Raw genomic sequence first — 13,836 nt, 5'->3', positions numbered from 1 at the left:
CACGACGTGCCGAGCGGGGCGAGGCCCTCGCGAAGCAGTACGGCATACGGGTGGTCTCCAACGCCGAGGCGGCCAAGAGCGCCGACATCCCCGCGCGTACCCCGTACCCCTGCCGGGTCACTTACGCTTGATGACCTCCTGGGTCAGCTGCGGGACCACCTCGTGCAGGTCGCCCACGACGCCGAAGTCGGCGAGCTCGAAGATCGGCGCCTCGGGGTCCTTGTTGATCGCGACGATCGTCTTGGCGGTCTGCATGCCGGCCCGGTGCTGGATGGCACCGGAGATGCCCGCCGCGATGTAGAGCTGCGGCGAGACGGTCTTGCCGGTCTGGCCGACCTGGAACTGGTGCGGGTACCAGCCGGCGTCGGTGGCGGCGCGGGACGCGCCGACGGCCGCGCCGAGCGAGTCGGCCAGCTCCTCGATGATCGAGAACTTGTCGGCCGAGCCGACACCCCGGCCCCCGGAGACCACGATCGCGGCCTCGGTGAGCTCCGGGCGCGCACCCTTCTCCTGCTTGACCCGCTCCACGATCCTGGCGCCCTTGGCGGCGTCGGACACGGTGAAGGAGACCTGCTCCTCGGTCCCCGCGCCCGCGGCGGCCTCGACCGGCGTCGAGTTGGGGCGGACCGCGATGATCGGGGTGCCCTTGGTCACGCGCGACCTGACGTTGACGCCGCCGCCGAAGATGGACTGGTCGGCGACCAGGCCGTCCTCGATGCCCACGACGTCGGTCAGCACACCAGAGTCGATCTTGATAGCGAGGCGGCCGGCGATCTCCTTGGCCTCGGCGGTCGCGGCCACGAGCACCGCGCTCGGCGACTTCTCGGCCACGAGGTGGGCGAGCAGCTCGGCCTTGGGCGCGACGACGTAGTCGCTGACCTCGGCGGAGTCGGCCACATAGATCTTCTCCGCGCCGTACTCGGCCAGCTTGGCCGCGGCCTCGGGCGCGTAGCCCGCGCCGGTCCAGACCGCCGACGGAGCGCCCAGCTTCCTGGCGAGCGTCAGCAGCTCAAGGGTGACCTTCTTGACCTGGCCCTCGACGTGCTCGACCAGAACGAGAATCTCAGACATTTCCAGCTACCCCCGCTCTCAGACGAACTTCTTCGACGCGAGGAAGTCGGCGGCCTTCACGCCACCGTCGCCCTCGTCCCTGACCACCGTGCCCGCCGCGCGCGGCGGAGCGGCCGCGAAGTCGACGACCTCGCTCCAGGAGCCGGCCAGACCCACCCGGGAGGCGTCGATCTCGGCCTCGGCGACGCCGAGCTTCTCGACCGGCTTCTTCTTGGCGGCCATGATGCCCTTGAAAGACGGGTAGCGCGGCTCGTTGATCTTCTCCACCACGGAGACGACGGCGGGCAGCGAGGCCTCGACCCTGTCGTAGCCGTAGTCGGTGACGCGCTGGATGGAGATGGCGCCCTTGTCGATCTGGACCTGATTGGCGAAGGTGAGCTGCGGCACGCCGAGGCGCTCGGCCAGCATGGCGGCGAGGACCCCGGTGCGGGCGTCCGTCGACTCCGAGCCAAGTACGACCAGGTCGAAACTGATCTTCTTGAGAGCCTGCGCCAGGGCGTGCGAGGTGCCCAGCGCGTCCGAGCCGTGCAGCGCATCGTCCACCAGGTGGACAGCCTTGTCCGCGCCCATGGCCAGGGCCTTGCGGATGGTGTCGCTCGCCTTGTCGGGACCCATGGTGAGAACGGTCACCTCACCGCCATGAGCCTCCTTCAGGCGCAGCGCCTCCTCGACCGCGTATTCGCACAACTCGTTGATGACGCCGTCGGCGGCGTCGCGATCGAGCGTCTTGTCATCGGACCTCAGCTTGCGCTCGGTCGCCGTGTCGGGGACCTGCTTCACGCAGACGACGATGTTCATGGCTGGTGGCCGACCTCCCGTGGTCGCTTACGCCACCGCGTCACTGCGGTTGGCGCCGGATACTCGGTGCGTACACGCGGGGCACGTGCACACTGTGCCAAGACTGCCAGGTGCCCGAGAGCGGTGTGGCAGCGGGTGGCCCGGTTGGGACACGCCCGTCCCTACCCCGAGCCTATGTTACTGCCCAGTAGCTTGGCCGCAAACCGCCAGGCCGGACGGCTCGCGACCGGGACCCCAGGGTCCCCAGGGGACCCTCGACCACCATACCGAACTATATTCCGGTATCTGCGCGCGGGCCCCTCACTACGGAAACGTACCCGGGAACCGGCCTGGGGAGCCCTGCCCGTTCAGCTGGCCACCAGGATCCCGACCAGGACGAAGACGACGGTGCCCAGCGCGAGTGCCAGGGTGATCGTGCTGAAGAACGCGCTGAGGGCCGCCCACAGCGCGACGGCCCCGGCTCCCGCGGACAGGGCGAGGATCGTGCGCCCGCGATCCCTGCGGGCGAACAGGGCGATGCCCGCGTCGACGAGCATCGCCGAGCCGTACCCGGTCAGCAGCAGCAGGGCCACCTCGGGCAGCGGTTCCCTGGCGGTCGCGGCCATCAGCGAGACGAGCAGGCCGGTGCCGACGACCCAGCGGCGGTGCAGCACGACTCTGCGACGCTCGCGGGCCTCCTCCAGCGTGGGCCTGCCCTTCTGCGGGCGGGGGCGATCGCCCGGCCGCCACTCCCGGGTGGTGAGGCCGTGCATCCCGCTCTCCACCACGGCACGGGGCCGCGGCGGGCCCACCACGGGGGCCGCACCCAGCCGGGCCAGCAGCGCGCCCGCGTCAGGCCGGGCGGCGGGGTCGCGCAGCAGGCACTCCCGCAGCAGCGGCTCCAGCCAGCCGGGAACGCCTTCGAGGTCGGGAGGGTGGTGGACGACGCGGTAGCCGATCGCCGACGCCGGGCCCGTGCCGTAGGGGTGCCGCGCCGTGGACGCGTACGCCAGCGTCGCCCCGAAGGCGAAGACGTCGGCCTCGGCACCCGACCCGGTGCCCTCCAGCACCTCGGGCGCCAGGTAGCCGGGCGTGCCGAGCACCGCCCCCGAGGCGGTGACCGAGGGCGAGTCGAGCGCGCAGGCGATGCCGAAGTCGATGACGACCGGCTCGCCGTCGGTCAGGATCACGTTCGCGGGTTTGAGGTCGCGGTGCACCACCCCCGCGGCGTGCACGGCCGCCACGGCCTCGGCCAGACCGCGCGCCAGCCGTACGAGATCGTCGCCCGCGACCGGCCCGTCCGCGCCGACCACCTCGCTGAGCGGGCGACCCTGCACGTAGCGGGTGACCAGGTAGGGGCGTGCCCCGTCAAGGGAGGCGTCCAGGACCTCGGCGACGTGCGGGCCCCGGACCAGCCGCATGGTCTCCACCTCGCGGGCCAGCCTGGTCAGCGCCGTCGCGTCGGCCGCGACGTGGGGATGCAGGATCTTGACCGCCACCGTACGCCCCTCGGGGTCCAGCGCCAGGTGGACCTCGCCGAAACCTCCGGCCCCCAGTCTCGACAGCAGGCGGTAGGGGCCAAGACGTTCACCGTCCGGTGCGACCATGCGACTCCTTCCGGTGGATCTCCTCCATCGTGCCGCAGAGAGGGCGATCCCGCATCGGCTGGATGTCAGGAAACACCCATCAACGGACATGGGATGCAAGCTAGAGGTTTCCCATCGACCACATCCGGTAACCGGGCTTGGGACCGGCTTGGTATCGATCTTCAGGAATCGCCCAAGAAGCCGGGGCCGACCTCGCCCCGGAGAACACCGGCGTCCGGGTGGCCTCGCCACGTGGGGCCGGCCGTCGCGTACGACCTCGACCGGCCCGTCTCCGCCGGCGGGGTCGTCACTTCCAGAACGTCAGGAACCCGAGGCCGAGGCTTGTCATCAGGTCGTCGAGGAGGCCGCCGATGAGATCGAGCACGCCCATCGCGCCCTCGTTCGCCGACTGCCGCCACTGCGTCGTGAGATTGTCGACGACATCGGTCGGCTGCTGCCACGGGAGGAAGGAGGGCACCACGCTCACCGCGGCCATCACCGCGAAGAACGCCAGCGTGCCCAGGATGATCGTGGTCACCATGCCCGCGCCGGGGCTCCGGATGATCCCGCTCAGCGCGCGGGCGACGGCCTTGCGCGGCTTGCCGCCGCCGGGGAGGACGAACAGCCCGGCCGCGAAGGCGCCGGCCGCGTAGGCGGCCGCGTGGTTCTTGTTCATGTCCCCCGCGTAGACCAGGAACCCCCACACGCACATGCCGAACATGGCGGAGAGCATCGCGGTGACCAGTGTCGCGAACGCGGCCTTGATCAGCGCCCACGGGGTGCCGAGCACCGCGAGCAGCGGGTCGGTGGCGCTGCTGCCCCTGATGGAGCGGCGCTGGACCAGGTCCCCGAACAGGTACTCCCCCACCCGCAGGCAGAGCGCGGCGGCCAGCGCGAACACGCTCACCACCACCGGCAGCACGCAGGCCACCGCCACCAGGATCGTCAGCAGCAGGAACGCGGCCAGCGGATGGCTGGCGCGGTAGCGCTCCTGCGGCGGGGTTCTGGGCGCGGGCCGCTCCTGCGGCGGGGTGTGCGGCCGTGCCTGGACCGGCGGCGGGTAGTGCCTCGACGGGCCGGTCGGCGGCGGCGCCGGGTATCCGGCCACCCGCTGGTCGGGGTAGGGCGGCGGTGCCGCGCCCCTGGCCTGCGCCGCGGGCGGCGCGGGGACGTAGGGCGGCGGCTGGGGGGCCGGGACGTACGGCGGCGGGGCGGTCCCCGTGCCGGACGCCTGGCCGGACTCCTGCCTCGGCCTGCGCTCACGCCGCTCCGGCTTGGCGTACTCGACCGGCGGGAGCAGGTCGGCGTAGCCGTCGTCCTGCGGCAGGACACGGGTACCGTTCGGCGGGGGCGGCGGGCTCTGGCCGTCCAGGATCCTGGTGCCGTCGGTGTTGAGGACCTTCGTCCCGCCGTCGAGGACGGCGGTGGGCGGCGTCTCGTGGAAGGTCGTCACCGTCGGGTCGAGGGCGCGGGCCATCCGGTGCAGCTCCGTCGCGGACGGCCGGGCGGCGGGGTCGACGGCCAGTGCCCGCTTGAGCCAGCCGCGCAGCCACCCGGGGGCCCTGTCGACGTTTGCCCGGCCCTCCATGATGTTGAAGCAGACGACCTCGAAGCTACCCGTGCCGAACGGCGGCTGGCCGGTCGCGCCGAAGAAGACCGTCGAGGCCAGCGCGTGCACGTCGGCCGCCTGGGTGATCTCGGAGTCGCGGATGATCTCCGGGGCGAGGTAGCCGGGGGTGCCGACGAACATGCCGGTCTGGGTCAGCCTGGTCGCGTTGACCAGGTGCGCGATACCGAAGTCGATGACCAGCGGATCACCGTTGACGATCATCACGTTGGACGGCTTGAAGTCGCGGTGGATGACGTCGGCGGCGTGAATGGCCACCAGTGCCGCGCACATGCCCTGCGCCAGCCGGATGACCTGGTCCGCGGGGAGCGGGCCGTCCTGCAGGACGGTCTCCTCCAGCGTGCGCCCGGGGGCGAACCGGGTCACGATGTAGGGCTGCCTGGCCGTCAGTTCGGCGTCGAGCACCTCGGCGACGTGCGGGCTGCGCACCCGCCGCATGGTCTCCACCTCGCGGGTGAGCCGGTCGCGGGCCTTGAGGTCGGCCGCCACGTGCGGGTGCAGGACCTTGACGGCCACCTCGCGCCCGTCCTCGTCGACCCCGAGGTGGACGACGCCCATGCCGCCCTCGCCGATCTTTCTGAGCAGCCGGTACGGGCCCAGCCTCTCGGGCGCCCGCGTGTCCCCCGTCATCACGCCGCCTTCTTTCGTAGGTCGCTCAGTTCGTCCACCACCGTCCCGACGTCGACCGGCGTCCACACCGCCGGCCGTGCCCTGTCTCCCACGGTGCCGATCGCCAGGAAGACCATCAGCGCCGCCACCGCGCCCAGCAGCGCGGCGGCGATCATGGCCGCGCCGCGTGACGGCAGCAGTGATGCCAGCGTACGTCGCATCTGGCGGCTGGGGCCCTCCACACCCGGTCCGGCGCAGACGGTCCAGAGCGCGACGGCCGCGCCCCAGCTCAGCGTGTTGGTGATGGGCATGCTCCCGACCAGCACGGCGAGCAGGAGCGTCACCGGCAGGCCGAGGATCAGCGCGTACGGCACCAGGGCGACGGTGATGCCGATCGACTTCAGGAGCGCGGCCGGCTGGCCGAGCACCCGGAAGACGTCGGTAGCCGCCTCACCGGCGGTCCTGCGGGCGTTCAGGGCCGGTTGGGCGATGTCGGCGGCGCGAAGCAGGATCGCCACCGGGATGGCCACCGCGGCGACGATCAGCGGGGCGATGACCGCCGCGACCGTCATGATGACCAGCATCAGCACGCTCACCACCCCGTACGCCTTGGAACGCTGCAATGCGTGACCCGGCCGCTGCCCGGGGTGGAGCGGCAACGGCGCGGGGTGCTGCTGGGCCTGCTGGGGGTACTGCTGAGGGGGCTGCTGGGCCTGCGTGGGGGGCTGCGAGTGCGAGTAGGGGTAGGGCGGGGGTGCGGGGGTGCGGACGTGCGGGGTCTGCTGCTGGTCGAACGGGGCCTGCCGCTGCGGGTACGGCTGCGGAGTGCCCACCTGCGGCGACCGGCCCTGCTGACCCGGCTGCCCCTGGTAGCCACCATGCCGGCCCGGCTGGCCCGGCTGGCCCGGCTGGTTGGTGTACTGACGGATGTATTCCTGCAGGTCCTGAGGGCGGACCCGCTGGGTGGGGATGTCCCCGTCGGGGACCGGCGCGGTGAAGCCCTGGTCGTCGCCCCTCGCCCCCGGCTGGTCACGGACGACGGGGCCGGGTGCGGAACCCGCGACGGGCGGGGAGCCCTGGACCGCGCCGGGGGTGCGGGTGGGCACGTCCTCCGGGGCGAGCATGCCGGTGGGCAGGTCGTGCGCGGACTGCTGGGCCGCCGCCTGGCGCAGTTCCTCGGGGGTCACCCGGCGGGTCGGCCACGGGTCGGGCTGCTCCTCGCCGAGCAGCGAGACGTACTCGTGGGGCTGGGCCACGGGGGCGGGAGGCCAGGGGGTGGGTGGGACCGCCGGGCGGGACGCCACCGGGGTCGGCACGTCGCCGGGGTCGCCGCGGAAACCCGGGTCGCCGCGGAAACCGGGATCACCGCGGAAGCCGGGAGCGGGGTCGTCGAACTCCGCGACCGTGGTGATCTCGTCCGGCACCCGGGACCGGCCGGTGTCCGGCAGCAGGCGCCCCACCTGCGCCGCCAGGTCGGCGGCCGAAGGCCGCCTGGCCGGGTCGCGCTGGAGCGCGGCCCGCAGCACCGGCTGGAGCTCACGCGGGACGGCCTCGACGTTCGCCTTGCCCGCGGTGATGTTGTAGAAGATCATCTCCAGCGTGCCCTTGCCGAAGGGCGGCTGGCCGGTGGCGGCGAAGACCAGGGTGCCCGCCCAGGCGTGCACGTCGACCTCGGGGCCGGCCTCGTGTCCCTCGATGATCTCGGGGGCGAGGTAACCGGGCGTGCCGATGAACATGCCGGTCTGGGTGAGCCTGGTCGCGTCGACGGCCTGGGCGATGCCGAAGTCGATGAGGACCGGCTGGCCGTCCAGGATGAGGACGTTGCCGGGCTTGAGGTCGCGGTGGATCACGCCGACCGAGTGCACGGCGGCCAGCGCCGACGCCACACCGTGCGCGACCCGCAGCAGCGCGGGCAGCTCCATGGGGCCGTCCTGCTTGATCACCTCGTCCAGCGGCCGGCCGGCGACATATCGCGTCACGATATAGGGGCGGTGGCCGGTCACATCGGCGTCGATGACCTCGGCGATGTGCTCGCTGCGCACCCGCCGCATCGTCTCGACCTCGCGCGAAAGACGGCGACGGGCGACGTCGTCGCCCGCCACCTCGGCGCGGAGCACCTTCACCGCGACCTGTCGGCCCTGTGGGTCGACCGCGAGGTGAACCACACCCATACCGCCCTCGCCGAGCCGCCGCAGCAGCCGGTAAGGGCCCAATCGGTCGTCCTGATTCATGGCATGAAGCACCATATCGGCTTAGACCCCGCCCATGAGATGAACCATCGGGCCACATTCTCCGACTGAATAACGTTCACAGAACCTCGACGGTTTCCCGATTCCCGTTCTCACTTAATCTCATTTTCGCTTCAGTTCGCCAGGCGGAGAACCTGCGCCGTTTTCAACCCGGCCAGCAGGGAGCCCGACACCGCCAGTTTGGAGCGGCGGACCCCGCTGCCGATCACCACCTCGGGATGGGCCGCCACCGCCTCGTCGACGAGCACCGGCCACTCCTCGGGCAGCCCGAGCGGGGTGATCCCGCCGTACTCCATGCCGGTCAACGTGACCGCGTCGTCCATCGACGCGAACGAGATCTTCCGCGCGTCCAGGTGACGCCGGACCACTCCGTTGACGTCGGCCCGCATGGTGGCGAGCACCATGCACGCCGCGTAGCGGACCTCCCCCGCGCGCCTGGCCGCCACGATCACGCAGTTGGCCGACTCGCCCAGGTCCACGCCGTAGCGCTCGCAGAAGGCCGCCGTGTCGGCCAGTGCCGGGTCGATCTCGGCGACCTTGATCTCGCCGAGGACCCCGTCGAGCCCGTCGGCCGCCCGCGCCACCGGCTCGGCCAGCAGGTCCAGCCGCTCGGTGGCACTCGTCCAGTCCAGTGTTCCGATCGCCATCGCCGTCTCATCTCCCTCAGATTTCCTTCGCACCGAAACCTTACGGCCGCGCCGAAGAACTCAGGAGGTCGCGCTCAACACCCGGCGGTGCAGCTCGGTGACCGTCCTCCTCGCCGACTCCATCGCGCCGGCCTGCCAGGCGATCAGCTGGGTGAGCCAGTCCCCGGCGAAGTAGACCCGCCCCGCCGGGCGCTGGAGGAGGGTGAAAGCACCCTCGTGGGAGGGCCAGCCCACCCAGCCGCCCTCGATGTGCGGCCTGCGCCGCCAGGCGATCGAGATGCTGGAGCGCAACTCGGCGCGGTACTTCTCACCGTGGATCTTCTTGCCCTGGGTGAGCGCCCGGTTTCGACGATCGCGGTGGGAGAGCGCGCCGTAGAGATCGGCGTTCTGCCCGACGTTGTAGTAGCCGACCACCAGGCCACTGCGGGAGTGGTAGCCGTGGGAGGGGTACCAGATGTGGGTGATGTCCAGGTCGGTCTCGGTGACACCGCCGTAGATGCGGTCGTCGATCTCCCACCAGCGCCTGCCGTACTCCAGCCCGATCTTTCCGGCGGAGACCGGTACGGGCGTGCGGAGCGCGGCGGTGACCGGGGTGCCGAGGTTGTGCGGCAGGCGCGCGAGCAGGTGGGGTGGCAGGGAGGCGATGCAGTAGTCGGCGCGGACCGTGCCGCCCTGGTGGGTCACCTCCACCCCGTCGGGCAGGTTCCTTATCCCGGTGACCCGGGTGCCGGTCCTGATCCGGTCGCGGCCGACCGCGTCGGCGAGCGCGACGGCGATCGCGTCCATGCCGCCCACCGGCTGGAACATGGGCATCGCCTGGTCGTAGCCGAAGTCCATGGTGACGGCCCTGCCGGTGCCCGCGGCGAGCACGTCCCGCAGCGAGGGCGCCGCGCCCAGGGGAACGCCCTGGTCCACTCCCGGATAGGTCTCGAAGCCCCGCCGTTCCGACCCTCGGTAGCTGAGATCGGGTCCGAGGTCGCCGAAGCGCCGCAGGAACTCCGCCAGCCGCTCGCGGTCGTCGGCGGTGAGCCTGCGGTTCAGCGCGCCGGCGCTGCTCGCCTTGGCCAGCAGTTCCGCGACGTAGCCGTACAGGTCCGCGCGGGCCGTACGCGCCCGGACCGGGGCACTCATGTTCTCGTTGTAGACGTACGCCGAGGCGTTGTTGTTGACGAACGTCTCGATGGGGACGCCCAGCTCGCGGCAGTAGTCCATGGTGACCATCCACGGCGCGATCCGCCCGGCCCCCGCGTTGAAGTAGGTGCCCTCCTCGAACGCGGCCGTCTGCGTCTCGCCGTCCAGCTCGTCCAGCCGGTCGCCCGCGCGCAGCGTGAGGTTCCTGCCGCCCACCCGGTCGGACGCCTCCAGGAGCGTGCAGTCGTATCCGGCCTTGCCCAGCTCGTAGGCGCAGGTCAGCCCGGTGATACCGGCGCCGAGGACGACCACCTTGGCCGCCGCTCTGCCGCTGAGGGAGAAGTCGGAGGGCTGCGGAGGGGTGAACTCTCTCTCCTGGGACTCCGGGGCGAGGCCGAGCGCGCCCATGGCCGCGAACATGGCCCCGGCACCCCCCGCCGCGCCCACCCCGACCAGCAGCGCCCTGCGCGTCAGTCCTCCGCCTCCGGCCGGGGCGGCCTGGGCGACAGGCCCCGTCTCGTCACTCATCGAAAATCGTCAAGGGCATCGGGAACCGTCCGGGGGCTATTTCAACGGGGATATTTCAAAGGGGACGTAGAGGAAGATCAGCCATAAATGCCGCTGCCGCAGGCGACCTGACCGCCGATCATGGCGAAGATTCCCAGCAGGGCCATGATCTGCGAGAAGTCGTCCGTGGTGAACTCGGTGTGCCGGGGGCCCACCGCCCGCACGCCGGGAATGATCGCGCATCCGGCCGCGATGGCCGTGGAGTTCCACTCGACGCCGAGGGTGAACGGCGGCTCGGGGGCGCAGAGGCGGAAGTCGGCCACCCGGTCGAGCGCGCGGGCGGCGGCCTCGCGGATGCGGGCCTGGGCGACGGCGGGCGGCAGGAGCTCGGCGGCGAACCTGTCGATCCCCTTCTTGACCGCGACGGTCTCCACGTCGCCGAGCAGTTCCCTGGCCTCCTCGCAGACCGCCTCGTCCCCGGTCACCAGGGCCACCGGCACGCCGAGCGCCCCGGCGAAGGAGGCGACGAGACGGGTCTCGCCGCAGACCTCGTCGTTGAGGTAGACGTTCTGGATCTCCCTGCCCATCCAGGTGTGGTTGAGGACGCCGTGCTGGACACCGGCCCGCGCGTGGTAGCCGACGAAGCAGGCCGCCCGGTGGCTCGCGTCGAGTCCCTGCCCCATCCGCATCGGCTTGCCGGGACCACGGAGCAGGGTCGCCCGCTCGTCGAGCAGGTCGATCCTGAGATTCTTGGTCGAGCCGTGCGCGTCGTTGACGCGTACCGCGGTGGCGCCCGCGTCGAACGCCCCCTCGATGACCGCGTTGGCGTCGCCGGTCATCAGCTCGCAGCCACGCTCGTAGCCCCGCCCTCCGGCCTGCATCTCCTCGGGGTCGGTCAGACCGGTGACACCCTCCATGTCGACCGAGACGTACACCTTCACGCCGTCCCCCACGTCTCGACGCGCCGCACCTCGTCCTCGTTCATGAAACCGATCTCCCCATCCACGAAGTCGTGAACCTGCTTGCGCCACGGTTCGGGGATCTCCGCGATCGCGGGCCGGTAGCAGCGGTCCAGCCAGGCGGTGGAGGACTCGCTCGCGCGCAGGTACCCGGCCGCCGCGCCGAAGACGGTGTCCTCGATGCCGGGCACCCTGGCGCAGCCGTACTCGATCATCTCCTGGCCGCCGTACGGCGGCGGCTGCTGCCACCTGCGGGCGACCGGGCGGCCCGCGGTGATCGTGGTGCGGAGCGGGCGGCGCTCGACGGCGGCCTGGATGAGCTCCTTGTACAGGCACTTGCCGCAGGTCCCGCAGGGGCCGCTCACCCCGCGCAGGCACCAGCGGACCTGCCCGCGCAGCTCGGAGCCGAGGGCGAGCCGCATCGTGACGGCCTCGCTGACCCCGCCCACCGGGAGCACGATGTGCAGACCGGCCGCGGCGAACGCCCGCCCCCAGGCACCGTGCGGCGCCCACATCGGGTTGTCGGGTGTGTAGCGGAGCAGGTAGCGGTCGCCTCCCAGCCAGCGCGAGCCCAGCTCGTAGCCGAAGGCCAGGCCCCCCAGGTCGAGCTCGTCCGCCAGCAGCAGCGCGCCGGCGGCGACCGCGTGGTGCTCGGGGTAGCCCGGGCGCGGCTCGGCGAGCGTGAACTCCAGGTCGGAGCGGACGACGGTCAGCTCGCGCCCGGTCCTGGCGGCCAGCGAGGCCAGCACGTCGGAGCGGTAGTGGGTCCACCGGTTGGGCACCCGCGGGTGGGAGACCCTCTGGAAGTGCACGAAGGGCGCGTCGGGCAGCATCGCGGCCACCGCGACCGAGTCCGCCCCGCCGCTGTAGGAGATCGCCAGCCTGTCACCCGACCGCGCCCGTCCGCCTTCGGGACCGGCCTCGATCCCCCAGCCGTCGCCGATCGCCCCCGCGAGCTCCGGTGAGATCGGCCGGTCGAAGACGACGCGGCGCCGGGTCCACGGCGCGACCACGGTCCACGCGGCGAGGGCGAGCAGGTCGGGATGGATGTCACGCGGGGCCTGCGGCAGTTCGACCCGGAACGAGTTCGTGGCCAGCTTCAGCGGCTGGCCGTCGGCGCAGAGGCCGGTGACGTCGTCCTCGGGATCCAGCCGGAACACCAGGTGCCAGGTGCCGCCGTCCGCACTCCAGGTCACTCTCACGCGGTGCCCCCGGCGGTCCGGTCTGGAACGCTCCCGCGCGCCCCGGGGAGTGCCGCCCGGCCCGTGCCCTCTCCCGCGGCGCGGTCCACGGCCTGCCAGAGCAGCACCTCGTTCTGGAGGACCCCGTCCAGCGCGACCGCGGTCTCCTGGGCCAGCCGGTGGGCGTCGTCCCAGCGCCCGGCCCGCGCGGGGTCGAGAGCGACCCCGGCCACCCGCGCGCGGAGCTCGACGACCTCCGCGCGCAGCGAGGTGACCTCCCTGGCCAGCGTCTGGACCTCCCAGAGCGCGTCCTTGACGTCCTGCCGGTGATCCGCCCTGGAGATGTACCGGGAATCGAACCAGCCGAGGACCGCCCGCCGCAGCGGAGCGGGCACCAGCGCACGCTTCACCAACCGCACCATAATCCGGCACGATACCGGCAATTTTTAATCATCCATGACCGATCCCAGCAAGCCGGCTGAATGCCTCAACGGCCGGTGAACTCGGCCTTCGACCTCTCGGAGAAGGCGCGCATGCCGATCCCTGCGTCGGCGGTGGCGAACATGCCGGAGAACTGCAGGCGCTCGATCTCCAGACCGGTGTCCAGATCGGTCTCCAGGCCGTGGTCGACCGCCTGCTTGGCGGCGCGCAGCGCCAGGGACGGTCCCCCGGCGAACTGGGCCGCGTACGCGAGGGCCTCGGTGTACACGTCGTCCTCGGGGACCACCCGGTCCACCAGGCCGATGGCCAGCGCCTCGTCGGCGGCCACGTGGCGTCCGGTGAAGATGAGGTCCTTGGCCTTGGCCGGGCCGATGAGCCTGGGCAGCCGCTGGGTGCCTCCCGCGCCGGGGATGAGGCCGAGCAGAACCTCGGGCTGGCCAAGCTTGGCCGACTCCCCCGCGATCCTGATGTCGGCGCACAGGGCCAGCTCGCAGCCGCCACCGAGCGCGTAGCCGGTCACGGCCGCGACGACGGGCTTGCCGATCCTCGCGACGGCGGTGAAGCAGTCCTGCAGGGTCCGCGAGTGGACCGCCATGTCCGCGTACGACATGTCGGCCATCTCCTTGATGTCGGCACCGGCCGCGAAGACCCGTCCCCCGTAGACGACCACGGCGCTCACGTCCCCGTCGGCGTCCACCTGCCGGGCGCACTCGGCGATCTCCAACTGGACCTGCCGGTTGAGCGCGTTCATCTTCGGCCGGTCGAGCCTGATCGTCGCGACCCCGTCAGCCTTCTCCACCCGCACGAACTCACCCATGGACGTCCCTCCATCAAGATTCACAACGCGACCGGTCCGGTGCCGGCCGCGCCGTGATCCAACATAGAGCGCCGCTCAGTTGACGGGCATGGCCAGGTCCCTGCTCCCCGCCGCACTCTCCGTCGCATTCTCCGCCGTGCTCGCCGCGACGCGCTCTCCGGTCCGCCTCGACGGCCCGGCGACCACCCTGCGATAGATCGCCTCGTACGCGCGGGCCATCGTCTCCACCCCGAA

At 71.9% G+C, this 13,836-nt stretch carries 11 protein-coding genes; all 11 read right to left on the bottom strand.

Annotation, left to right across the window (positions count from 1 at the left end):
- Positions 1–117: 117 nt before the first annotated feature.
- The 11 genes from ABZ260_RS32435 to ABZ260_RS32385 all read right to left on the bottom strand — a co-directional run bounded on the left by ABZ260_RS32435 (position 118) and on the right by ABZ260_RS32385 (position 13,602).
- Positions 118–1,071: an electron transfer flavoprotein subunit alpha/FixB family protein gene (locus tag ABZ260_RS32435; protein ID WP_355565314.1), complete on the bottom strand. Its 954-nt coding sequence runs from the start codon at positions 1,069–1,071 to the stop codon at positions 118–120.
- Positions 1,072–1,089: 18 nt separating this feature from the next.
- Complete coding sequence (locus ABZ260_RS32430; RefSeq protein ID WP_350956621.1) at positions 1,090–1,869, bottom strand: electron transfer flavoprotein subunit beta/FixA family protein; 780 nt, start codon at positions 1,867–1,869, stop codon at positions 1,090–1,092.
- A 347-nt stretch (positions 1,870–2,216) separates the two neighbouring features.
- Entirely contained in the window at positions 2,217–3,455 is a 1,239-nt protein-coding gene (locus ABZ260_RS32425; RefSeq protein WP_355625410.1) for a serine/threonine-protein kinase, read from the bottom strand.
- Between the two features lie 286 nt (positions 3,456–3,741).
- On the bottom strand, positions 3,742–5,691 hold the full coding sequence (locus ABZ260_RS32420) for a serine/threonine-protein kinase (RefSeq protein WP_355625408.1): 1,950 nt from the start codon (positions 5,689–5,691) through the stop codon (positions 3,742–3,744).
- Positions 5,691–7,901, bottom strand: coding sequence for a protein kinase (locus tag ABZ260_RS32415; protein WP_355625406.1), 2,211 nt, complete (start codon positions 7,899–7,901; stop codon positions 5,691–5,693). The genes ABZ260_RS32420 and ABZ260_RS32415 overlap by 1 nt, the downstream gene beginning before the upstream one ends.
- A 131-nt stretch (positions 7,902–8,032) precedes the next feature.
- The gene (locus tag ABZ260_RS32410; RefSeq protein WP_355625404.1) at positions 8,033–8,566 is read right to left on the bottom strand and encodes a YbaK/EbsC family protein; all 534 of its coding nucleotides are present in this window, start codon (positions 8,564–8,566) and stop codon (positions 8,033–8,035) included.
- Positions 8,567–8,626: 60 nt separating this feature from the next.
- The gene (locus ABZ260_RS32405; protein ID WP_355625402.1) at positions 8,627–10,225 is read right to left on the bottom strand and encodes a flavin monoamine oxidase family protein; all 1,599 of its coding nucleotides are present in this window, start codon (positions 10,223–10,225) and stop codon (positions 8,627–8,629) included.
- 77 nt (positions 10,226–10,302) lie between these two features.
- On the bottom strand, positions 10,303–11,157 hold the full coding sequence (locus ABZ260_RS32400; protein WP_355625400.1) for a M55 family metallopeptidase: 855 nt from the start codon (positions 11,155–11,157) through the stop codon (positions 10,303–10,305).
- Complete coding sequence (locus ABZ260_RS32395; protein WP_355625398.1) at positions 11,142–12,365, bottom strand: DUF6395 domain-containing protein; 1,224 nt, start codon at positions 12,363–12,365, stop codon at positions 11,142–11,144. Before ABZ260_RS32395 ends, ABZ260_RS32400 begins: the two co-directional genes overlap by 16 nt.
- Positions 12,362–12,754, bottom strand: coding sequence for a hypothetical protein (locus ABZ260_RS32390; RefSeq protein ID WP_355625396.1), 393 nt, complete (start codon positions 12,752–12,754; stop codon positions 12,362–12,364). Before ABZ260_RS32390 ends, ABZ260_RS32395 begins: the two co-directional genes overlap by 4 nt.
- Positions 12,755–12,831: 77 nt before the next feature.
- A complete protein-coding gene (locus ABZ260_RS32385; RefSeq protein WP_355625394.1) occupies positions 12,832–13,602 on the bottom strand; it encodes an enoyl-CoA hydratase-related protein in 771 nt (256 codons plus the stop codon).
- Between the last annotated feature and the right edge of the window lie 234 nt (positions 13,603–13,836).

This window comes from Streptosporangium sp. NPDC006013 (genome assembly GCF_040614275.1).
GTDB lineage: Bacteria > Actinomycetota > Actinomycetes > Streptosporangiales > Streptosporangiaceae > Streptosporangium.
This window is presented reverse-complemented; position numbering and strand designations above follow the sequence as displayed.

What these genes read in the sequence shown, in the direction of transcription:
- ABZ260_RS32420 (WP_355625408.1), bottom strand. Translation starts at nt 5,691, where the DNA reads ATGACGGGGGACACGCGGGCGCCCGAGAGGCTGGGCCCGTACCGGCTG.
- ABZ260_RS32410 (WP_355625404.1), bottom strand. Translation starts at nt 8,566, where the DNA reads ATGGCGATCGGAACACTGGACTGGACGAGTGCCACCGAGCGGCTGGAC.
- ABZ260_RS32435 (WP_355565314.1), bottom strand. Translation starts at nt 1,071, where the DNA reads ATGTCTGAGATTCTCGTTCTGGTCGAGCACGTCGAGGGCCAGGTCAAG.
- ABZ260_RS32430 (WP_350956621.1), bottom strand. Translation starts at nt 1,869, where the DNA reads ATGAACATCGTCGTCTGCGTGAAGCAGGTCCCCGACACGGCGACCGAG.
- ABZ260_RS32405 (WP_355625402.1), bottom strand. Translation starts at nt 10,225, where the DNA reads ATGAGTGACGAGACGGGGCCTGTCGCCCAGGCCGCCCCGGCCGGAGGC.
- ABZ260_RS32425 (WP_355625410.1), bottom strand. Translation starts at nt 3,455, where the DNA reads ATGGTCGCACCGGACGGTGAACGTCTTGGCCCCTACCGCCTGCTGTCG.
- ABZ260_RS32415 (WP_355625406.1), bottom strand. Translation starts at nt 7,901, where the DNA reads ATGAATCAGGACGACCGATTGGGCCCTTACCGGCTGCTGCGGCGGCTC.
- ABZ260_RS32385 (WP_355625394.1), bottom strand. Translation starts at nt 13,602, where the DNA reads ATGGGTGAGTTCGTGCGGGTGGAGAAGGCTGACGGGGTCGCGACGATC.